The organism is Pantoea sp. JKS000250, from assembly GCF_003201065.1.
Lineage (GTDB): Bacteria > Pseudomonadota > Gammaproteobacteria > Enterobacterales > Enterobacteriaceae > Pantoea > Pantoea vagans.
The window spans coordinates 3,071,408-3,091,105 of sequence record NZ_QICZ01000001.1 but is presented as its reverse complement, the minus strand read 5'-3'; the positions used below and the strand labels follow the sequence as shown (position 1 = coordinate 3,091,105).

General features: G+C 54.2%; 16 protein-coding genes, 2 tRNA genes and 3 rRNA genes. 9 read left to right on the top strand and 12 right to left on the bottom strand.

The genetic code is table 11. The features are described 5' to 3' along the window. Positions 1-53: 53 nt before the first annotated feature. Positions 54-845, bottom strand: a complete 792-nt coding sequence (locus BY447_RS14520; protein ID WP_033732016.1) for an endonuclease/exonuclease/phosphatase family protein — start codon at positions 843-845, stop codon at positions 54-56. Between the two features lie 262 nt (positions 846-1,107). Between BY447_RS14520 and yafC the strand changes: the two genes are divergently transcribed. After that, complete coding sequence (yafC, locus tag BY447_RS14515) at positions 1,108-2,010, top strand: DNA-binding transcriptional regulator YafC (RefSeq protein WP_110331403.1); 903 nt, start codon at positions 1,108-1,110, stop codon at positions 2,008-2,010. Between the two features lie 71 nt (positions 2,011-2,081). On the opposite strand, the gene BY447_RS14510 is transcribed toward yafC, so the two are convergent. From BY447_RS14510 to gmhB, 6 genes are all read right to left on the bottom strand, one after another. Next, a tRNA-Asp gene (locus tag BY447_RS14510) sits at positions 2,082-2,158 on the bottom strand. 87 nt (positions 2,159-2,245) lie between these two features. Next, a 5S ribosomal RNA gene (gene rrf / locus BY447_RS14505) occupies positions 2,246-2,361 on the bottom strand. Positions 2,362-2,574: 213 nt separating this feature from the next. Continuing rightward, positions 2,575-5,484: ribosomal RNA gene (locus BY447_RS14500) — 23S ribosomal RNA — on the bottom strand. Positions 5,485-5,714: 230 nt separating this feature from the next. Further along, a tRNA-Glu gene (locus BY447_RS14495) sits at positions 5,715-5,789 on the bottom strand. 88 nt (positions 5,790-5,877) lie between these two features. Beyond that, positions 5,878-7,419 (bottom strand): 16S ribosomal RNA (locus BY447_RS14490). Together the 16S, 23S and 5S rRNA genes with 2 tRNA genes alongside form the textbook arrangement of a ribosomal RNA operon. Positions 7,420-7,825: 406 nt before the next feature. Then, positions 7,826-8,386 carry a D-glycero-beta-D-manno-heptose 1,7-bisphosphate 7-phosphatase gene (gmhB, locus tag BY447_RS14485; RefSeq protein ID WP_061061670.1) on the bottom strand — a complete coding sequence of 187 codons (561 nt, stop codon included), beginning with the start codon at positions 8,384-8,386 and terminating at the stop codon, positions 7,826-7,828. A gap of 189 nt (positions 8,387-8,575) precedes the next feature. Between gmhB and metN the strand changes: the two genes are divergently transcribed. The 6 genes from metN to proS all read left to right on the top strand — a co-directional run bounded on the left by metN (position 8,576) and on the right by proS (position 14,139). Then, entirely contained in the window at positions 8,576-9,607 is a 1,032-nt protein-coding gene (metN, locus tag BY447_RS14480; RefSeq protein ID WP_033731647.1) for a methionine ABC transporter ATP-binding protein MetN, read from the top strand. Then, a complete protein-coding gene (locus BY447_RS14475; RefSeq protein ID WP_009091958.1) occupies positions 9,600-10,253 on the top strand; it encodes a methionine ABC transporter permease MetI in 654 nt (217 codons plus the stop codon). Before metN ends, BY447_RS14475 begins: the two co-directional genes overlap by 8 nt. A gap of 34 nt (positions 10,254-10,287) precedes the next feature. Next, complete coding sequence (locus BY447_RS14470; RefSeq protein ID WP_013356861.1) at positions 10,288-11,103, top strand: MetQ/NlpA family lipoprotein; 816 nt, start codon at positions 10,288-10,290, stop codon at positions 11,101-11,103. 128 nt (positions 11,104-11,231) lie between these two features. After that, positions 11,232-11,630, top strand: coding sequence for an Rcs stress response system protein RcsF (gene rcsF / locus BY447_RS14465; protein ID WP_013356860.1), 399 nt, complete (start codon positions 11,232-11,234; stop codon positions 11,628-11,630). After that, positions 11,627-12,331 carry a tRNA (N6-threonylcarbamoyladenosine(37)-N6)-methyltransferase TrmO gene (tsaA, locus tag BY447_RS14460; RefSeq protein ID WP_033781942.1) on the top strand — a complete coding sequence of 235 codons (705 nt, stop codon included), beginning with the start codon at positions 11,627-11,629 and terminating at the stop codon, positions 12,329-12,331. The genes rcsF and tsaA overlap by 4 nt, the downstream gene beginning before the upstream one ends. Before the next feature lie 89 nt (positions 12,332-12,420). Beyond that, positions 12,421-14,139, top strand: a complete 1,719-nt coding sequence (gene proS, locus BY447_RS14455; RefSeq protein ID WP_013356858.1) for a proline--tRNA ligase — start codon at positions 12,421-12,423, stop codon at positions 14,137-14,139. A 118-nt stretch (positions 14,140-14,257) separates the two neighbouring features. On the opposite strand, the gene arfB is transcribed toward proS, so the two are convergent. Then, on the bottom strand, positions 14,258-14,668 hold the full coding sequence (gene arfB / locus BY447_RS14450; RefSeq protein ID WP_095707659.1) for an alternative ribosome rescue aminoacyl-tRNA hydrolase ArfB: 411 nt from the start codon (positions 14,666-14,668) through the stop codon (positions 14,258-14,260). 217 nt (positions 14,669-14,885) lie between these two features. Here arfB and BY447_RS14445 point away from each other — a divergent pair, with 217 nt between their 5' ends. Both BY447_RS14445 and rof read left to right on the top strand, forming a co-directional pair. After that, positions 14,886-15,086 carry a YaeP family protein gene (locus BY447_RS14445; RefSeq protein ID WP_003852623.1) on the top strand — a complete coding sequence of 67 codons (201 nt, stop codon included), beginning with the start codon at positions 14,886-14,888 and terminating at the stop codon, positions 15,084-15,086. After that, positions 15,073-15,333, top strand: coding sequence for a Rho-binding antiterminator (gene rof / locus BY447_RS14440; protein WP_013356856.1), 261 nt, complete (start codon positions 15,073-15,075; stop codon positions 15,331-15,333). The genes BY447_RS14445 and rof overlap by 14 nt, the downstream gene beginning before the upstream one ends. A 40-nt stretch (positions 15,334-15,373) precedes the next feature. On the opposite strand, the gene BY447_RS14435 is transcribed toward rof, so the two are convergent. The 4 genes from BY447_RS14435 to BY447_RS14420 form a co-directional block, all read right to left on the bottom strand. Further along, positions 15,374-15,682 carry a c-type cytochrome gene (locus BY447_RS14435; protein WP_013356855.1) on the bottom strand — a complete coding sequence of 103 codons (309 nt, stop codon included), beginning with the start codon at positions 15,680-15,682 and terminating at the stop codon, positions 15,374-15,376. Positions 15,683-15,684: 2 nt separating this feature from the next. Further along, on the bottom strand, positions 15,685-17,001 hold the full coding sequence (gene tilS / locus BY447_RS14430) for a tRNA lysidine(34) synthetase TilS (RefSeq protein ID WP_110331402.1): 1,317 nt from the start codon (positions 16,999-17,001) through the stop codon (positions 15,685-15,687). 52 nt (positions 17,002-17,053) lie between these two features. Further along, positions 17,054-17,443: a VOC family protein gene (locus BY447_RS14425; protein WP_110331401.1), complete on the bottom strand. Its 390-nt coding sequence runs from the start codon at positions 17,441-17,443 to the stop codon at positions 17,054-17,056. A 64-nt stretch (positions 17,444-17,507) separates the two neighbouring features. Beyond that, positions 17,508-19,658: a lysine decarboxylase LdcC gene (locus tag BY447_RS14420; protein ID WP_033731640.1), complete on the bottom strand. Its 2,151-nt coding sequence runs from the start codon at positions 19,656-19,658 to the stop codon at positions 17,508-17,510. Between the last annotated feature and the right edge of the window lie 40 nt (positions 19,659-19,698).

Sequence of the window (19,698 nt, the reverse complement as noted above, 5' to 3'; positions counted from 1 at the left end):
ATGTGCCGCTATTCAGGCCTCACACCCATATCCCTCTCAGGCCCGGCGCCATATTAGCCGCCTGAACTGAACTCCACCAGTAACGGATTATGATCGGAAGCGCGCGTCACCAGTACGGATGCCTCACTTACTCTGAGATCGCGATAGAAGACGAAATCCAGCGGGCGACCAAACGCTTTGCGGCGGTGATCGGCCGTAAACATCACCTCTTCCAGCTTCATCCTCTGTGCAAACCGGTAGAGCGCATTGATGCGCTGACGGCTCCAGGCATTGAAATCCCCTGCCATGATTACCGGTCCCTGATGATGCATGATCTGTTCGCCGATGGGCCCCAGCTGTTTACTGTAGACGTCGACACCCAGGCTGAAGTTAACCGCATGGATGTTAACCACCATCAGCATTTCTCCTGCTGGCAGCGGATACGCCGTAACCAGTGCCGATTTTGACAGCCTCAGCAGAGGCTCACGCTCGCGTAATGGGCAACAATAGACCGGATGGGCAGAAGCAAGCGTCATCACGCCAGAGGGATGCTGAGGCAGCACAAAGGCAGGCACCTGATCGGCAGCCAGATAATTACTGGTGGCAAACTGCACCAGTTCGGGTGTGGTCTGCGCTTCCTGCAGTAACACCAGATGCGCATCCTTACCAAATCCTTCCAGCACTGACATCCAGTCAGCACGCTGCTGCTTGAAAATATTCCATACCAGAACTTTAAGGTTTGGATGTGCGGGCAACGGTGCGCCGGGGGGCAGTGCCTGTCCGAGATGGAGCATCGCCCCAGGTGGAAAGATCTGTTCCACTGGTTGTCCTGCTACATATCGCATTGCATAAGTTTTTTTGCGCACTTTCCCGCCTGGCTGATAATTCAAAAATACAGTTAACACCTGTCTGTTATAGGGATTCTAGACCGGGGTTTCAATGGATGCAGGTGAATGTCAGAATTCATCACGCTTTTCCAGAATAAAGGCGTTAGTTTAAGCTCGCTAAGCTAAACGAGGCAGAGCCAGGCCACATCAACGGTGCCATCATTGAGGACACCTGTACTGGTTATGCCAGTATAATCGTTCATAAAATAGCTAAATAAATACGATACTATAGGGCGGCAAAATGAAGGCATCTTCTGACGAACTTAAAGTGTTTGTCAGTGTAGTAGAGAGTGGAAGTTTCAGCCGCGCTGCTGAGCAGTTGCAGATGGCAAACTCTGCCGTCAGCAGAACCATAAAAAAACTGGAAAACAAGCTGGGCATTGCTCTGCTGACCCGTACCACGCGACAGCTGGCACTTACGCAGGAAGGCGAATGCTATTTCCGCCATGTTCAGCGCTTTTTGCAGGAGATGACTACCGCAGAAAGCGATTTGATAGAAAGCTTACATGAGCCCAAAGGGCTATTGCGCGTTGATGCCGCGACACCGGTTATTCTGCATTTGCTGATGCCGATGGTTAAGCCCTTTCGCCAGCGCTATCCCGGGGTGACGCTTTCGTTGATCTCCTCAGAGAGTTTTATCAATCTGATTGAACGGAAAGTGGATATTGCGATTCGTGCCGGCAATCTTACGGACTCAACGCTACGCGCCAGATTGCTGTTTAACAGTTTTCGCAGGGTTGTCGCCTCACCAGCCTATCTCCGTGAGTACGGTGTACCACAAAAGGTAACCGATCTGGATAACCACGCTTGTCTTGGCTTTGAAGAATCCCCGAGGCTCAATCGCTGGCCCATCGCACGTGAAAGCGGCGAACTTTATGATATTGACTGGGCTATCTCTTCTAATAGTGGAGAGACGATTAAGCAGCTCTGCCTTACCGGCAATGGTATTGCCTGTCTGTCAGACTATATGATCGATCGTGAGGTTGCAGAAGGAACACTGGTGGAGGTGCTGGCCGATCAACGTCTGCCGGTCGAGATGCCCTTCAATGCGGTCTACTACAGCGATATCGGCGTGAGTCAGCGTGTGCGGGCTTTTATCGATTTTCTCAGCGAGTGGACAGCTGAGCAGCCGTGGCGCACGTGAGGTCTTTTGAACTGGCTTATTTGCTGCAATGGAAAAAGCCCTGACCGTTAAGTCAGGGCTTTCCAATTAAGTGGCGGAACGGACGGGGCTCGAACCCGCGACCCCCTGCGTGACAGGCAGGTATTCTAACCAACTGAACTACCGCTCCACCGATTCTTTCACGCTTATCAGCAACCGGCTGATAACCGTCTGTTCCCGTTATTTTCCCTGTCAGAGGAAAAGGAACAAATTTGATGCCTGGCAGTTCCCTACTCTCGCATGGGGAGGCCCCACACTACCATCGGCGCTACGGCGTTTCACTTCTGAGTTCGGCATGGGGTCAGGTGGGACCACCGCGCTACAGCCGCCAGGCAAATTCTTTGTGCTCTGTCCTGTGTCTTCTGTGCTGATGCTGCGTTGGCCGCCCTCGCGCTGCTCAGTCACATACGTCAGTATGCTCCTTCACATCGGTCGGTTGCCGCCTTGCCTCAGCGCAGAATCCTTCGGACTTCAGTCCGCAGGATACAACTATTATCCGGTAACGAAGCTGAAAATCGTGTCTCTCAAAAACGCCTCTGGCGTTGTAAGGTTAAGCCTCACGGGTCATTAGTACCGGTTAGCTCAACGCATCGCTGCGCTTACACACCCGGCCTATCAACGTCGTAGTCTTCAACGTCCCTTCAGGACCCTCAAGGGGTCAGGGAGAACTCATCTCGGGGCAAGTTTCGTGCTTAGATGCTTTCAGCACTTATCTTTTCCGCACTTAGCTACCGGGCAATGCCATTGGCATGACAACCCGAACACCAGTGGTGCGTTCACTCCGGTCCTCTCGTACTAGGAGCAACCCCCCTCAATTCTCCAGCGCCCACGGCAGATAGGGACCGAACTGTCTCACGACGTTCTAAACCCAGCTCGCGTACCACTTTAAACGGCGAACAGCCGTACCCTTGGGACCTACTTCAGCCCCAGGATGTGATGAGCCGACATCGAGGTGCCAAACACCGCCGTCGATATGAACTCTTGGGCGGTATCAGCCTGTTATCCCCGGAGTACCTTTTATCCGTTGAGCGATGGCCCTTCCATTCAGAACCACCGGATCACTATGACCTGCTTTCGCACCTGCTCGAGCCGTCACTCTCGCAGTCAAGCCAGCTTATGCCATTGCACTAACCTCACGATGTCCGACCGTGATTAGCTGACCTTCGTGCTCCTCCGTTACTCTTTAGGAGGAGACCGCCCCAGTCAAACTACCCACCAGACACTGTCCGCAGCCCGGATCACGGGCCTACGTTAGAACATCAAACATTAAAGGGTGGTATTTCAAGGTTGGCTCCACGCAGACTGGCGTCCGCGCTTCAAAGCCTCCCACCTATCCTACACATCAAGGCTCAATGTTCAGTGTCAAGCTGTAGTAAAGGTTCACGGGGTCTTTCCGTCTTGCCGCGGGTACACTGCATCTTCACAGCGAGTTCAATTTCACTGAGTCTCGGGTGGAGACAGCCTGGCCATCATTACGCCATTCGTGCAGGTCGGAACTTACCCGACAAGGAATTTCGCTACCTTAGGACCGTTATAGTTACGGCCGCCGTTTACCGGGGCTTCGATCAAGAGCTTCTCCTTGCGGATAACCCCATCAATTAACCTTCCGGCACCGGGCAGGCGTCACACCGTATACGTCCACTTTCGTGTTTGCACAGTGCTGTGTTTTTAATAAACAGTTGCAGCCAGCTGGTATCTTCGACTGGCTTCGGCTCGGGGAGTAAATCCCTCCACCTACGCGCCAGCGTGCCTTCTCCCGAAGTTACGGCACCATTTTGCCTAGTTCCTTCACCCGAGTTCTCTCAAGCGCCTTGGTATTCTCTACCTGACCACCTGTGTCGGTTTGGGGTACGATTCTGTGTTACCTGATGCTTAGAGGCTTTTCCTGGAAGCAGGGCATTTATCACTTCAGCACCGTAGTGCCTCGTCGTCACGCCTCAGCGTTAATAAGGGACCGGATTTACCTGGACCCTCCGCCTACACGCTTAAACCGGGACAACCGTCGCCCGGCTGATATAGCCTTCTCCGTCCCCCCTTCGCAGTAACACCGAGTACAGGAATATTAACCTGTTTCCCATCGACTACGCCTTTCGGCCTCGCCTTAGGGGTCGACTCACCCTGCTCCGATTAACGTTGAACAGGAACCCTTGGTCTTCCGGCGAGCGGGCTTTTCACCCGCTTTATCGTTACTTATGTCAGCATTCGCACTTCTGATACCTCCAGCATGCCTCACAGCACACCTTCGACGGCTTACAGAACGCTCCCCTACCCAACAACGCATAAGCGTCGCTGCCGCAGCTTCGGTGCATGGTTTAGCCCCGTTACATCTTCCGCGCAGGCCGACTCGACCAGTGAGCTATTACGCTTTCTTTAAATGATGGCTGCTTCTAAGCCAACATCCTGGCTGTCTGTGCCTTCCCACATCGTTTCCCACTTAACCATGACTTTGGGACCTTAGCTGGCGGTCTGGGTTGTTTCCCTCTTCACGACGGACGTTAGCACCCGCCGTGTGTCTCCCGTGATAACATTCCTCGGTATTCGCAGTTTGCATCGGGTTGGTAAGCCGGGATGGCCCCCTAGCCGAAACAGTGCTCTACCCCCGAGGATGAGTTCACGAGGCGCTACCTAAATAGCTTTCGGGGAGAACCAGCTATCTCCCGGTTTGATTGGCCTTTCACCCCCAGCCACAGGTCATCCGCTAATTTTTCAACATTAGTCGGTTCGGTCCTCCAGTTAGTGTTACCCAACCTTCAACCTGCCCATGGCTAGATCACCGGGTTTCGGGTCTATACCCTGCAACTTAACGCCCAGTTAAGACTCGGTTTCCCTGCGGCTCCCCTATACGGTTAACCTTGCTACAGAATATAAGTCGCTGACCCATTATACAAAAGGTACGCAGTCACCCTGATAAATCAAGGCTCCCACTGCTTGTACGTACACGGTTTCAGGTTCTGTTTCACTCCCCTCGCCGGGGTTCTTTTCGCCTTTCCCTCACGGTACTGGTTCACTATCGGTCAGTCAGGAGTATTTAGCCTTGGAGGATGGTCCCCCCATATTCAGACAGGATACCACGTGTCCCGCCTTACTCATCGAGCTCACAGCATATGCGCTTTTGTGTACGGGAGTATCACCCTGTACCCTGCGACTTTCCAGACGCTTCCACTAACACACATGCTGATTCAGGCTCTGGGCTGCTCCCCGTTCGCTCGCCGCTACTGGGGGAATCTCGGTTGATTTCTTTTCCTCGGGGTACTTAGATGTTTCAGTTCCCCCGGTTCGCCTTGCAGCACTATGTATTCATGCTGCAATGATGCACAGAGTGCACCGGGTTTCCCCATTCGGACATCGACGGCTGTAGCGGTTCATATCACCTTACCGTCGCTTTACGCAGATTAGCACGTCCTTCATCGCCTCTGACTGCCTGGGCATCCACCGTGTACGCTTAGTCGCTTAACCTCACAACCCACAGGCGTTTTTCAACGCTGTAAGCTGTAAGCATTTGAGAGACTCGAACGCATCGTATTTTTCATTCTTATTACGGAGAATGAAAACGACACGTCGTTTCAATTTTCAGCTTGTTCCGGATTGTTAAAGAGCAAATATCTCAAACGCGGCCCGGCTGCTTACGCAACCAAATCGGTTTTGAGATACTGTATGGAGACACCTTTCACCTGTCACCAAGCAGGTGGCGTCCCCTAGGGGATTCGAACCCCTGTTGCCGCCGTGAAAGGGCGGAGTCCTAACCGCTAGACGAAGGGGACACGATAGTGTCACGACTTCGCAGCCGTCCTGCTCATTACTTTTTATCAGACAATCTGTGTGGACACTGCGCGGGAAGGTATCTTCAGGTAAGGAGGTGATCCAACCGCAGGTTCCCCTACGGTTACCTTGTTACGACTTCACCCCAGTCATGAATCACAAAGTGGTAAGCGCCCTCCCGAAGGTTAAGCTACCTACTTCTTTTGCAACCCACTCCCATGGTGTGACGGGCGGTGTGTACAAGGCCCGGGAACGTATTCACCGTGGCATTCTGATCCACGATTACTAGCGATTCCGACTTCACGGAGTCGAGTTGCAGACTCCGATCCGGACTACGACGCACTTTGTGAGGTCCGCTTGCTCTCGCGAGGTCGCTTCTCTTTGTATGCGCCATTGTAGCACGTGTGTAGCCCTACTCGTAAGGGCCATGATGACTTGACGTCATCCCCACCTTCCTCCGGTTTATCACCGGCAGTCTCCTTTGAGTTCCCGACCGAATCGCTGGCAACAAAGGATAAGGGTTGCGCTCGTTGCGGGACTTAACCCAACATTTCACAACACGAGCTGACGACAGCCATGCAGCACCTGTCTCACGGTTCCCGAAGGCACTAAGGCATCTCTGCCAAATTCCGTGGATGTCAAGAGTAGGTAAGGTTCTTCGCGTTGCATCGAATTAAACCACATGCTCCACCGCTTGTGCGGGCCCCCGTCAATTCATTTGAGTTTTAACCTTGCGGCCGTACTCCCCAGGCGGTCGACTTAACGCGTTAGCTCCGGAAGCCACTCCTCAAGGGAACAACCTCCAAGTCGACATCGTTTACGGCGTGGACTACCAGGGTATCTAATCCTGTTTGCTCCCCACGCTTTCGCACCTGAGCGTCAGTCTTTGTCCAGGGGGCCGCCTTCGCCACCGGTATTCCTCCAGATCTCTACGCATTTCACCGCTACACCTGGAATTCTACCCCCCTCTACAAGACTCAAGCCTGCCAGTTTCAAATGCAGTTCCCAGGTTAAGCCCGGGGATTTCACATCTGACTTAACAGACCGCCTGCGTGCGCTTTACGCCCAGTAATTCCGATTAACGCTTGCACCCTCCGTATTACCGCGGCTGCTGGCACGGAGTTAGCCGGTGCTTCTTCTGCGGGTAACGTCAATCGACGCGGTTATTAACCACATCGCCTTCCTCCCCGCTGAAAGTACTTTACAACCCGAAGGCCTTCTTCATACACGCGGCATGGCTGCATCAGGCTTGCGCCCATTGTGCAATATTCCCCACTGCTGCCTCCCGTAGGAGTCTGGACCGTGTCTCAGTTCCAGTGTGGCTGGTCATCCTCTCAGACCAGCTAGGGATCGTCGCCTAGGTGGGCCATTACCCCGCCTACTAGCTAATCCCATCTGGGTTCATCCGATAGTGAGAGGCCCGAAGGTCCCCCTCTTTGGTCTTGCGACGTTATGCGGTATTAGCCACCGTTTCCAGTGGTTATCCCCCTCTATCGGGCAGATCCCCAGACATTACTCACCCGTCCGCCACTCGTCACCCAAGGAGCAAGCTCCTCTGTGCTACCGTCCGACTTGCATGTGTTAGGCCTGCCGCCAGCGTTCAATCTGAGCCATGATCAAACTCTTCAATTTAAGTTTGATTTGCTTAAACAAGTTAAGCGGTGCTCATCTGTAAAACGTCATAATGAATTTCATTATGTGTTCACTCGTGAGGCTTTGATATTTTGCTGCGTCCGGAGACGCTGATATCAATCCTGCGAGTGCCCACACAGATTGTCTGATAAATTGTTAAAGAGCAGTGCGAACAGTGCGTTAGCGTCCTGTCGCGAGGTGGCGTATATTACGCTTTCCTCCTGCAGAGTCAACCTCTTTTTCAGAGGTTTTTCTCCGGCGGCGCAGTCTCCTGTGCCTCTCAACCCGTTTCCCGTTTCCGGTTTGCCGTGTCAGTGGAGGCGCATTATAGGGAACGGCTCAGATAGCGCAAGTGCAAATTGAGACTTTTTTGCTGTTCGTCTGAAATTTGCACAAAAGCGCCGTTTTAGCCCTGTTTAATGCGTGCTGGCAGCTCTGCGAGGCTATTAATCACCCAGTCTGCTGCAGCTTCACCTTCAGCCGTGACCGGTTTACCGCTACGCACCAGCACTTTGGTGCCAACACCGGCAGCCTTTCCTGCCAGCATATCTTCCAGCTTGTCGCCCACCATATAAGAAGCAGCCATATCAATATGCAGCTCTTCCTGTGCGGTCAGCAGCATGCCTGGCTGTGGCTTACGGCAATCACATTCCTGACGGAACTCTTCAACTGTTGCTTCGGGATGGTGAGGACAGAAATAAATGCCATCAAGATCGACGTCGCGATCGGCCAGCGACCAGTCCATCCACTCTGTCAGACGCATAAAGGTATCTTCGGTAAACATACCGCGCGCTATGCCAGACTGATTGGTCACGACCACCAGCGCATATCCCATTGCCTTCAGTTGCTGCAGCGCTTCAATTGTGCCGTCAATAAACTGGAAGTCATCGATCTCATGAACATAGCCACTGTCGACATTAAGGGTGCCATCACGATCAAGAAAAATAGCGGGGACTTTATTCGCCACGTAGAAACTCCTGCTGTAAAAATTGCCGATCAGTATCGCATGATTGCTATAAAAGGGAGAATGTCAGATTGAATCACTTCCATTGATTCAGACGTCTGGATGCCTTAACATCCATCCAGCTTTTATAGCAATTAAAAGTGACGAGGCTTCTCACACCACGGACAACGCAACACGATAATTAATAACATAATGATTAAACTAGAAAATATTACTAAGGTATTTCAGCAGGGCTCGCGGACTATTCCGGCATTAACGGATGTCAGCCTGCACGTGCCTGCCGGACAGATTTATGGCGTTATCGGCGCTTCCGGTGCCGGTAAAAGTACATTGATTCGTTGTGTGAATCTGCTGGAGCGCCCCACTTCAGGCCGCGTACTGGTCGACGGAGCCGATCTGACTGCACTTAATGAGCGTCAGTTAACCCAGGCGCGCCGCCAGATTGGCATGATCTTCCAGCACTTTAACCTGATGAACTCACGCACTGTCGCGGGCAACGTTTCTCTGCCACTGGAACTCGGTAATCTCTCCCGCGCCCAGATCAACGCTCGCGTTACTGAGCTGCTGGAACTGGTGGGATTATCCGATAAACATGATGCCTGGCCTGCCAATCTCTCGGGCGGTCAGAAGCAGCGTGTCGCGATTGCCCGTGCGCTGGCCAGCAATCCTAAGGTTCTGCTGTGTGATGAAGCCACCAGCGCACTGGATCCCGCAACAACCCGCTCTATTCTGGAATTGCTGAAAGATATCAACCGCCGGCTTGGACTGACGATTCTCCTGATCACGCATGAGATGGATGTGGTGAAACGCATCTGCGATCAGGTTGCGGTCATCAGTCACGGTGAGCTGATCGAGAAAGACAGCGTCAGTGAAGTGTTCTCACACCCTAAGACGCCGTTAGCACAGCAGTTTATTCAGTCGACTCTGCATCTGGATATTCCGGATGATTACCAGCAGCGTCTTTCAGCCACGGCCGCTGAAGGCACCGTGCCCCTGCTGCGACTGGAGTTCACCGGTAAATCAGTTGATGCGCCGCTGCTTTCCGAAGCGGCCCGCCGTTACAATGTGAATAACAACATTATCAGTGCCCAGATGGATTACGCCGGTGGTGTGAAGTTCGGCATTATGCTGGCCGAAATGCACGGCGCAGAAAGCGATACGCGCGAGGCGATAGCCTGGCTGAAAGAGAATCATGTGAAAGTAGAGGTGCTGGGTTATGTCTGAAGCGATGATGTGGTTGCTGGGACGGGGCGTATGGGAAACGCTGATGATGACCTTCGTCTCAGGCTTTTTCGGTTTTGTACTGGGCCTGCCGGTCGGCGTTTTACTTTATGTCACCCGTCCAGGGCAGATTCTACAGAATCAGGGGCTGTACCGCGTGCTCTCCGCGCTGGTGAATATCTTCCGCTCCATTCCTTTCATTATTTTACTGGTCTGGATGATTCCTTTTACCCGCGTTATCGTTGGCACCTCCATCGGACTGCAGGCAGCCATCGTGCCGCTGACCGTTGGCGCTGCACCGTTTATTGCGCGTATGGTTGAAAATGCCTTGCTGGAACTGCCTACCGGTCTGATTGAAGCATCACGTGCCATGGGCGCTACGCCAATGCAGATCGTCCGTAAGGTCCTGCTGCCGGAAGCGATGCCGGGCCTGGTGAATGCAGCCACCATTACCCTGATTACGCTGGTCGGTTACTCTGCCATGGGTGGCGCAGTGGGTGCCGGTGGTCTGGGTCAGATCGGCTATCAGTATGGTTATATCGGATACAACGCCACGGTGATGAATACGGTATTGGTGTTGTTAGTGGTTTTGGTGTATCTCATTCAATTCTGTGGCGACCGCATCGTGCGTGCAGTGTCCCATAAGTAAGCCAGCAATCTCACATTATTAAGAAGGAAAGGATATGTCTTTCAGATTCAAAAAAATTGCCGCTGTGGGTGCACTGATTGGCGCGATTGCGCTGGCAGGATGCGATCAAAAAGAGAAAGACGCTAACCACATTAAAGTGGGCGTCATTGTCGGTGCTGAGCAGCAGGTTGCTGAAGCCGCACAGAAAGTGGCTAAAGAGAAGTATGGTCTGGACGTTGAGCTGGTCACGTTTAACGACTACGTGCTGCCGAATGAAGCGCTGAGTAAAGGCGATATCGACGTCAACGCCTTCCAGCACAAACCGTATCTGGATCAGCAGATCAAAGATCGTGGTTACAAGCTGGTTTCAGTGGGTAACTCTTTCGTCTACCCAATCGCGGGCTATTCGAAGAAGATCAAGTCACTGGATGAGCTGCAGGATGGCGCACAGGTTGCCATTCCGAATGACCCGACCAACCTGGGTCGTACGCTGCTGCTGCTGCAGAAAGTGGGGCTGATCAAACTGAAAGATGGCGTGGGCTTGCTGCCAACCTCACTGGATATCACTGAGAATCCTAAGCATCTGAAAATCGTTGAGCTGGAAGCACCACAGCTGCCGCGCTCATTAGACGATCAGCAGATCGCACTGGCCGTAATCAATACCACTTACGCCAGCCAGATTGGCCTGACCCCGGCTAAAGATGGCATTTTCGTCGAAGATAAAGATTCACCTTACGTGAACCTGATTGTTGCCCGCGAAGATAATAAAGATGCGGAAAACGTGAAGAAGTTCGTTCAGGCTTACCAGTCTGACGAAGTGAACGAAGCCGCTAACAAAGTCTTTAACGGCGGCGCGGTTAAAGGCTGGTAATTCAGCTATTCATCTCTTTAAGGGCGACGCTATGTCGCCCTTTCTGTTATTGGGTACCCTGCCCGACTTGTTATTTATTCCCGTCCTTGTTTCAATAACGCCACTTTTTGAAACCTGAGGATGTTGCCATGCGTTTTTTACCGCTCTGCTTGTTAGCATTGATGCTGACAGGGTGTGTTCATGAGTATCACCCGATAAGCAGCGCACCGTCCCGGCCGCAGCAATCCAGCCAACCGACCCGCAAACCCGTGGTACGACCGGCCCCGGTTAAGCTCTATACCGATGCCGCCGATCTGGTCAGCAAACCGTTCCGCGATCTGGGTGAAGTCTCCGCTGAAGATTGCCAGATCAGTAATCAGAACTCCCCGGCCAACATCGCCACAGCACGTAAACGTCTGCAGATCAAAGCCTCACAGATGAAAGCCAATGCGGTGCTGCTGCATCAGTGTGAAATCGTCACCGGCACGCCGGGCTGCTATCGTCAGGCCGTCTGCCAGGGTTCAGCGCTGAAAGTCAGCAATCAATGAGTGAATTCGCCTTTGCGCAAATTGGGGTAATCCGTTCACCGTGGAAAGAGAAGTTTGCCGTGCCGCGCCAGCCAGGTCTGGTGCAGGATGGCGGCGGCGAACTTCACCTGCTGCCCCCCTACAATCAGCCGGAAGCCGTTCGCGGGCTGGAAGACTTCAGTCACCTCTGGCTGCTGTTTGTCTTCCATCAGACGATGGCAGGCGGCTGGCGTCCTACGGTTCGCCCTCCCCGGCTGGGCGGCAATGCGCGCATGGGTGTTTTTGCGACACGTTCAACGTTCCGTCCCAATCCCATTGGCATGTCGCTGGTTGAACTGAAAGGGATCAGGATTGAAAAACAGCAGGTAATCCTGCAGCTTGGCAGTCTGGATCTGGTCGATGGCACGCCGGTGGTGGATATCAAACCTTATCTGCCCTTTGCCGAAGCGCTGCCTCATGCGCAGGCCGGGTTTGCTCAGGCGGCACCGGCGGCGGATATGCCGGTTCGCTTCTCCGCGCTGGCCCAGCAACAGCTTCAGCAGCAGTCGCGCTATCCCAATCTCGCACGCTTTATCAGTGAGGTGCTGGCACAGGACCCTCGTCCCGCTTACCGTCAGGGTGAAACACAGGAGCGGGAATATGCGGCCTTGCTGATGGATTTTAATGTACGCTGGCGCATTGACGATGCCGGTACTGAAGTGATCGCTATCGACCCGCGTTAAAACCCGCTTTTGAGCCGGTGATCTCGCTGGTACACTAGCCGCCAGCAAAATTCTGTCTGTGACTTTCCGATCAACTGGAACCGTAATCAATGCGTACTACTCAATATCTGCTCTCTACTCAGAAAGAGACGCCTTCCGACGCTGAAGTGATCAGCCACCAGCTGATGCTGCGCGCCGGTATGATCCGCAAACTGGCTTCTGGCTTGTACACCTGGTTACCGACCGGTGTTCGCGTGCTGAAGAAAGTCGAAAATATCGTGCGCGAAGAGATGAACAACGCGGGCGCGGTTGAGATTTTAATGCCGGTTGTGCAGCCCGCCGACCTGTGGCAGGAGAGCGGTCGCTGGGAGGAGTATGGCCCGGAACTGTTACGTATTGCCGATCGCCACGAGCGTCCTTTCGTGCTGGGTCCGACGCATGAAGAAGTAGTCACTGACCTGATCCGCAATGAGCTGAGCTCATATAAGCAACTGCCGCTCAACCTGTATCAGATTCAGACCAAATTCCGTGATGAAGTGCGTCCACGCTTTGGCGTGATGCGTTCACGCGAGTTCATCATGAAAGATGCTTACTCATTCCACGTTTCACAGGAATCGCTGCAGGAAACGTATGATGCGATGTATCGCGCCTATAGCCAGATCTTCAGCCGTATGGGCCTGGATTTCCGTGCCGTGCAGGCCGACACCGGCTCTATCGGCGGCAGCGCATCACATGAGTTCCAGGTGCTGGCGCAGAGCGGTGAAGATGATGTGATCTTCTCTACCGATTCTGATTACGCCGCCAACATTGAGCTGGCCGAAGCCGTCGCCCCCGCCGGTGAACGTGCTGCGCCGTCGCAGGAGATGCAGCTGGTTGAGACGCCAGATGCCAAAACCATCGCGGAGCTGGTTGAGCAATTCAGTGTGCCTGTTGAAAAGACAGTGAAAACGCTGATTGTTAAAGGTGCTGAAGAGAGCGGTCATGCACTGGTTGCCCTGCTGGTTCGCGGCGATCATCAACTGAATGAGATCAAAGCCGAGAAGTCAGCTATCGTGGCATCACCATTGGTGTTCGCGACGGAAGAAGAGATTCGCGCTGCCGTCGGTGCCGGTCCGGGTTCAATCGGACCAGTAGGTCTGCAGATGCCAATCATTGCTGACCGTACCGTGGCGAAGATGAGCGACTTCAGCGCCGGTGCCAACGTCGATGGTAAGCATTATTTCGGCATTAACTGGGAGCGCGATCTGCCGCTGGCGAGCGTGGCGGATATCCGTAACGTGGTCGAAGGCGATTTAAGCCCGGATGGCAAAGGTACACTGCAGATTAAACGCGGCATCGAAGTGGGTCACATCTTCCAGCTCGGCACTAAGTATTCTGACGCGCTGAAAGCCTCCGTTCAGGGTGAAGATGGCCGTAATCAGGTGATGAGCATGGGCTGCTACGGCATCGGCATCACCCGCGTGGTTGCCGCAGCCATTGAGCAGAACCATGACGATCGCGGCATCATCTGGCCAGATGCACTGGCACCGTTCGAGGTGGCGATTCTGCCGATGAATATGCAGAAATCGTTCCGCGTTAAAGAGCTGGCGGAAGAGCTGTATGCCACCCTGCGTGCTAAAGGCGTTGAAGTTATCCTGGATGACCGTAAAGAGCGTCCGGGCGTGATGTTCGCAGATATGGAACTGATCGGTGTGCCACACACCATCGTCATCGGCGACCGCAATCTCGACAATCAGGAGATTGAATATAAATCACGTCGCGCCGGTGAGAAGCAGATGATTAAGCAGGATGAAATCGTTGATTTCCTGCTGAAGGCTCTGAATAAGTAAGCTTTGAAGGAACGGTCAGATGCCTCTCCTGAGGGGCGTCTGATAGCTGAAGAGTTTGCCCGGTTGCTTTGAGACCGGGCCTGCCCAGGAAACAAACGCCCCGCCTGCGGGGCGTTTTTTATTGCACCCTGCCGCGCATCGCTTTCGTCGAACTGCGTCGCGCTTTTCCTTCCAGACGCCGCTCTTTCGAGGCGCGGGTTGGGCGCGTGGCGCGCCGGGCTTTTTCGACAGTGCTCAACTCCTGGATCAGATTGACCAGACGCTGCAATGCCGCTTCACGATTCATTTCCTGACTACGATACTCCTGCGCCTTGATCACCACCACGCCCTCACCGGTAATCAGATGATGGCTGGCGGTGAGCAACCGCTCTTTATAAAACGCAGGCAGTGAAGAGGCCGCAATATCGAAGCGCAGATGAATGGCGGTACTGGCTTTGTTGACATGTTGTCCGCCCGCCCCCTGGGCACGAATCGCCGTCAGCTCGATCTCACTCTCCGGAATCTCAACCGAACGGGATAGCATAATCATTAGCGCGCTCCCCACACCTTAATCACGTTGACCTCCGATAACCTGTTCATCAAATTAACCTTTTGTGCTCTGATTCATTCCGTCTCAGACAGCGGAATCTGTCACTTTAGCAGTGATTCGCGCACTGATCCTGCTTTACGCAGGCTGATTTCCTCTAAATGGCTATGATATAGTCGCCAGTTAACCAGAGTATTTACGCTCTGCTGAGGAGGGCCACGTGCAAAATTATTGTGAGTTAGTTCGCCGGAAATATGCCGAAATCGGCAGCGGGGATTTAGGTTACATACCGGATGCGATTGGCTGCGCATTAAAGGCGCTTAATGATATTGCCGCAAATACTGAGCTAAACTCTTCTGTCAGGGAACAGGCGGCTTACGCCGCTGCTAACTTATTGGTGAGCGACTATGTTGATAAATGAAGCGTACCAACCTATCAATTGCGATGATTACGATAATCTGGAGCTCGCCTGCCAGAACCAATGGATGCTGTCGCTGGAAATGAAAGATGGCGAGCAGCTCAAGGCAAAGGCTAAAGAGATCTTCTCACGCAAGAATGTGGAATATCTGGCTATCGATCTTTCCGGTGAGCATCGCGAATTACGTCTCGACCATATCGCCAGCTTTACCCATCCCGAACTGGGTACGGTCGTGGTCAGCGCAGAGTAATCCACGTATTCCGGGCGGGACCTTCCCGCCCTGTTAAACGTCAGGGTTGTAATGAACCGTAGTATGCCGCCAGATCCGCCATATCACTATCGCTTAATCCCGCCACAAACGCCTTCATGACCTCAGCCTGACCGCCACTGCGTTCGCCCTTTTTGTACGCCTGCAGCGCATGCTCCAGATAAGGGGCGTGTTGTCCGGCCAGGTTTGGGTAGAGCGGCACCGCCGCTTTGCCCGCTGCGCCATGACACGCCATGCAACTGGCCGCTTTTTCTGCGCCGCGCTGCGCATCACCCGCCGCCCATGCCGGTAATACGGCGGCCACTAAACAGACGATAAGCCATTGCTTCATTGTTACTGCTCTCCTGAGCGGGATGCCCTGTCCCAGATTATCTGCCAGCCCTGCTGATCACTGGTCGCGCCCGCGTGTGTGACAAAGAGATTCGGCACACAGACCAGCGTCTGGTTATAAAAAATTAACGGCAGCCGTTCTCGCTGCCACGGCGGTATCTGTAACTCCTGCCACAGCTTTTTCATTTCTCTTCCGCCATTGCGGCCCACCAGATGGACCTGACCCTGCGCATGGAACCGCACGCTGATCTGCTCATCCGGCAGAGGATAGCGCAACAGGCTCTGCGACATGCTGGCACGCAGCGTACCGAGGTTCTGCGGTAATGACAGCGGCTGGCGGATATCGGGCCATGCCAGCTCGGTGTCGCGCAGCGATGTGAATAACGGCAGCCAGTAGAGTTGCTGACGGAAACGACGCAATTCAGCCTGGCCGAAGCGTAGCCGGGGCTGTGCATCTTCCCGGCTCGCCATCACTTCATCGCGAATACGCTTCAGCGCATCCCGTGATGGCATCGCTCCACCCTGTCCGGCGATCCAGCGGCGCAATAACGCGTTAGCGCGCAGCGTGCTCATGTTCATTAAAGGTGGAAAATAGAGGCTGCCGTCAGGCTGGATCAGCTCGGCCAGTTGCCCGGCAAGCAGCTCATCCAGTAACTGCTCCTGCTCACTGCACAATGCCGCACTTCGGGCCGTTGCCTCAGCAAAATGGGGCCAGCGCTGATAAAGCTCAGGCAGCAGCCGCTGGCGAAGGAAGTTACGATCGTAGCGAAGATCCTGATTACTTTCGTCGTCTATCCATACCAGCTGATGGACGTCGGCATAAGCTTCCAGCGACTGTCGCGACTGATTCAGCAGCGGACGCACCAGCTGATGCGTACCCAGCATGCGCGATAAAGGCATTGCTGCCAGCCCGGCCGGACCACTGCCGCGCTTCAGCGCCAGCAGAAAGGTTTCACACTGATCGTCGAGGTGCTGCGCGGTAAGCAATATCTCGCCCGGCTTGAGCGCGGCGCTCAGCGCCTGATAACGGGCGGTGCGGGCAGCTGCTTCAATCCCATTTTCCCTGCCATCCACCGTCACGCGCAACACGTCACATCTCAGCTGCCACTGTTCGCATATCGTCTTACAATGGGCGGCCCATGCATCGGCATTTGGGCTGAGACCGTGATGTACATGCAACGCCCGCAGGTGCGACTGAGGATGCTGCAGCTGCCAGCCGAGAAGCTGATGCAGCAGCACCGTTGAATCGAGTCCGCCGCTGAACGCAACCACCAGCGCGGCATCGGGTTGCAACAGGGCGTCAAAAGCGGGCAAAGGCATGGCAGAATCCGGATAATCGGGCCACTGAATGTCGCCCGCTGAGCGCGCTATTTTACGCCTGATAAAGCTCCAGCGGCAAACCATCCGGATCGGCAAAGAACGTACACTGTTTACCGGTCAGTTCATCGATGCGAATCGGCTCGCAGACCACGCCTTTATCGGCCAGCGTCGCAACGGCAGCGGCCACGTCGGGCACGGCAAAGGCCAGATGACGCAGGCCACACGCCTCGGGATGACTGACGCGTGCTGGCGGCTCGGGGAAAGAGAACAGCTCAATGGTATAGCGATCCTGTAGGGCCAGATCCCCTTTCCAGGAGTCGCGCGCCTCGCGGTAAACTTCGCCCATCAGACGAAAGCCCAGCACGTCGCAATAGAACGCTTTGCTGCGCTGATAGTCGGAGGCGATGATGGCGATGTGGTGAATAGCGGTTAACTGCAACATAGTGAATTTCCTGATTGGGGCAGGCTGTCCGCAGACCGCCTGCCGCTGATAGTGATTTAAAGGGTTACGCGAGGTCGTTTTTCAGTACGCGGACGCGATACTCGCCCTCTTCCGTCAGGCTGGCACCGTGAATATCGGTTTCGAAGCCCGGATAATGCCGGCCAATGCTGCACAGCATCAGCAGGAAATCGAGCACGGCACGGCTCTTTTCGGTGATCATCTCGCCCGGCATCACCAGCGGAACGCCCGGCGGATAAGGCAGGATCATGTTGGCCGACACCCGCCCGACCAGTTCGCTGAGGTCCACCGTTTCGATGTTGCCCTTCACCTGCTGCTGAAACGCCTGATGCGGCGTCATCTTCATTTCGGGCAGGACATCAAATGCCTGCAGCATCAGACGCGGCAGATCGTGATGGCGGATCAACTGATGGATCCCCTGCGCCAGGGTCTGAATACGCATATTGCGATAGAAGTCGGGATCTTCAGCGTAGAGATCCGGCAGCATGTTTTTCACCCGCAGATTGAGATCGTAGGCGCGTTTAAACTCAGTCAGACCGCGCAGCACGCTCATCGCTTTGGTTTTGTCGATGCCGATGCTGAACAGGAACAGCAGGTTATAGGGGCCGGTCTTCTCCACTACAATGCCGCGCTCATCAAGAAACTTCGCTACCAGCGCGGCCGGGATCCCCTCTTCCGCCATTTCACCCAGCTCACTCATGCCTGGCGTCAGGATAGTGACTTTGATCGGATCGAGGTACATGTGATCGCGATCGGCCTGCGTAAATCCATGCCACTCTTCTTCGCCGGGCTGGATCGCCCAGCATTGTGCTTCGTCAATCTGTTCCGGCTGCCAGATATCGAAGAACCAGCTGTCAGACTCTTCGCGCAGGCGCTGGATTTCCCGACGGAAGTGCAAGGCACGTTCCACCGAGCGATTGATCAACCGCTTACCGGGGTTACCGCGCAGCATGGCGGCGGCAGTTTCAATGGAGGAGACAATAGCGTAATTGGGTGAGGTGGTGGTGTGCATCATGTACGCTTCGTTAAACGTCTGTTCGTCGTAGTCGCCTTTAATGTGAATCATGGAGGCCTGCGAGAACGCCGCCAGCAGTTTGTGGGTCGATTGCGTCTCATATACCACCTTGCCCGGAATACGATCGCCACTCATGCCGCTTTTACCGGCATAAATCGGATGGAAATTGGTATATGGCACCCAGGCCGAATCGAAATGAATCGACGGCACATCCAGCGTCTCTTTGATGTACTGGGTGTTGTAGAGCAGCCCATCGTAAGTGGAGTTGGTGATCACCGCATGCACCGGCCAGGTCGCGCGATCGGTGGTCGCGACCTTCTGCGTAATGCTCTCGCGGGTGAACTCGTGCTTCGGGATACCGCCGAGAATCCCCAGCGCATTGCGGGTCGGCTTCAGCCAGATCGGGATCAGATCGCTCATCATCAGCAGATGAGTCAGAGACTTGTGGCAGTTGCGATCGATCAATACGGTGCTGCCCGCCGGTGCCGCATACATGCCGACAATTTTATTCGAGGTCGAGGTGCCATTGGTCACCATGTAACTCTGCTCGGCGCCAAACGTGCGTGCGATGTACTCTTCCGCTTCAAGGTGCGGGCCGGTGTGATCCAGCAGCGAACCCAGCTCTGTCACTGAAATAGAGATGTCCGACTTCAGCGTATTGGCCCCGAAGAAATCGTAAAACAGGCAGCCTACCGGGCTCTTCTGAAATGCGGTGCCCGCCATATGGCCTGGCGTGCAGAAGGTGTACTTGCCCTCTTTCACATAGGTGAAAAGTGCTTTGGTCAGCGGTGGGGTAATGTGGTCGAGATAGTCATCGGTATACTGCCGGATATGCAGCGCGATATCGTCGGCGGCATTCAGCGCATATTCAAAAAAGTGCAGTGGCATGCGCATCTCATTGATGCTGATGTCCATCTGCGAGTGGGTATTGATAAAGGCATACAGCGGCAGGTATTCATTGAGCTGATTAATCTCGCCGCAAAGTTCCGGACTGTTGTGCGCGTCCCAGTCGAAGATCACGCCACTGATACGCGGATTGTGTTCGATCAGCTTCAGCAGATCGTCACTGTTTTTCGGGTAAAGCAGCTGGAAGCCTTGCAGATTTAACGCCGCGTCGAGTTCGCGTAACGGTTCATCTTTATAAAACACGCCGTGCGCGCCCATGATCGCCAGAATATTCAATGCCCCTCTCCCTGATTGTTGTGGAACCGGACAAGCATAA

Excerpts from the sequence above, each read along its gene's own strand:
- metN (WP_033731647.1), top strand. The coding sequence starts at position 8,576 with ATGATTAAACTAGAAAATATTACTAAGGTATTTCAGCAGGGCTCGCGG.
- yafC (WP_110331403.1), top strand. The coding sequence starts at position 1,108 with ATGAAGGCATCTTCTGACGAACTTAAAGTGTTTGTCAGTGTAGTAGAG.
- BY447_RS14470 (WP_013356861.1), top strand. The coding sequence starts at position 10,288 with ATGTCTTTCAGATTCAAAAAAATTGCCGCTGTGGGTGCACTGATTGGC.
- arfB (WP_095707659.1), bottom strand. The coding sequence starts at position 14,668 with ATGATTATGCTATCCCGTTCGGTTGAGATTCCGGAGAGTGAGATCGAG.
- rof (WP_013356856.1), top strand. The coding sequence starts at position 15,073 with ATGTTGATAAATGAAGCGTACCAACCTATCAATTGCGATGATTACGAT.
- proS (WP_013356858.1), top strand. The coding sequence starts at position 12,421 with ATGCGTACTACTCAATATCTGCTCTCTACTCAGAAAGAGACGCCTTCC.
- tsaA (WP_033781942.1), top strand. The coding sequence starts at position 11,627 with ATGAGTGAATTCGCCTTTGCGCAAATTGGGGTAATCCGTTCACCGTGG.
- rcsF (WP_013356860.1), top strand. The coding sequence starts at position 11,232 with ATGCGTTTTTTACCGCTCTGCTTGTTAGCATTGATGCTGACAGGGTGT.
- BY447_RS14435 (WP_013356855.1), bottom strand. The coding sequence starts at position 15,682 with ATGAAGCAATGGCTTATCGTCTGTTTAGTGGCCGCCGTATTACCGGCA.
- tilS (WP_110331402.1), bottom strand. The coding sequence starts at position 17,001 with ATGCCTTTGCCCGCTTTTGACGCCCTGTTGCAACCCGATGCCGCGCTG.
- BY447_RS14425 (WP_110331401.1), bottom strand. The coding sequence starts at position 17,443 with ATGTTGCAGTTAACCGCTATTCACCACATCGCCATCATCGCCTCCGAC.
- BY447_RS14475 (WP_009091958.1), top strand. The coding sequence starts at position 9,600 with ATGTCTGAAGCGATGATGTGGTTGCTGGGACGGGGCGTATGGGAAACG.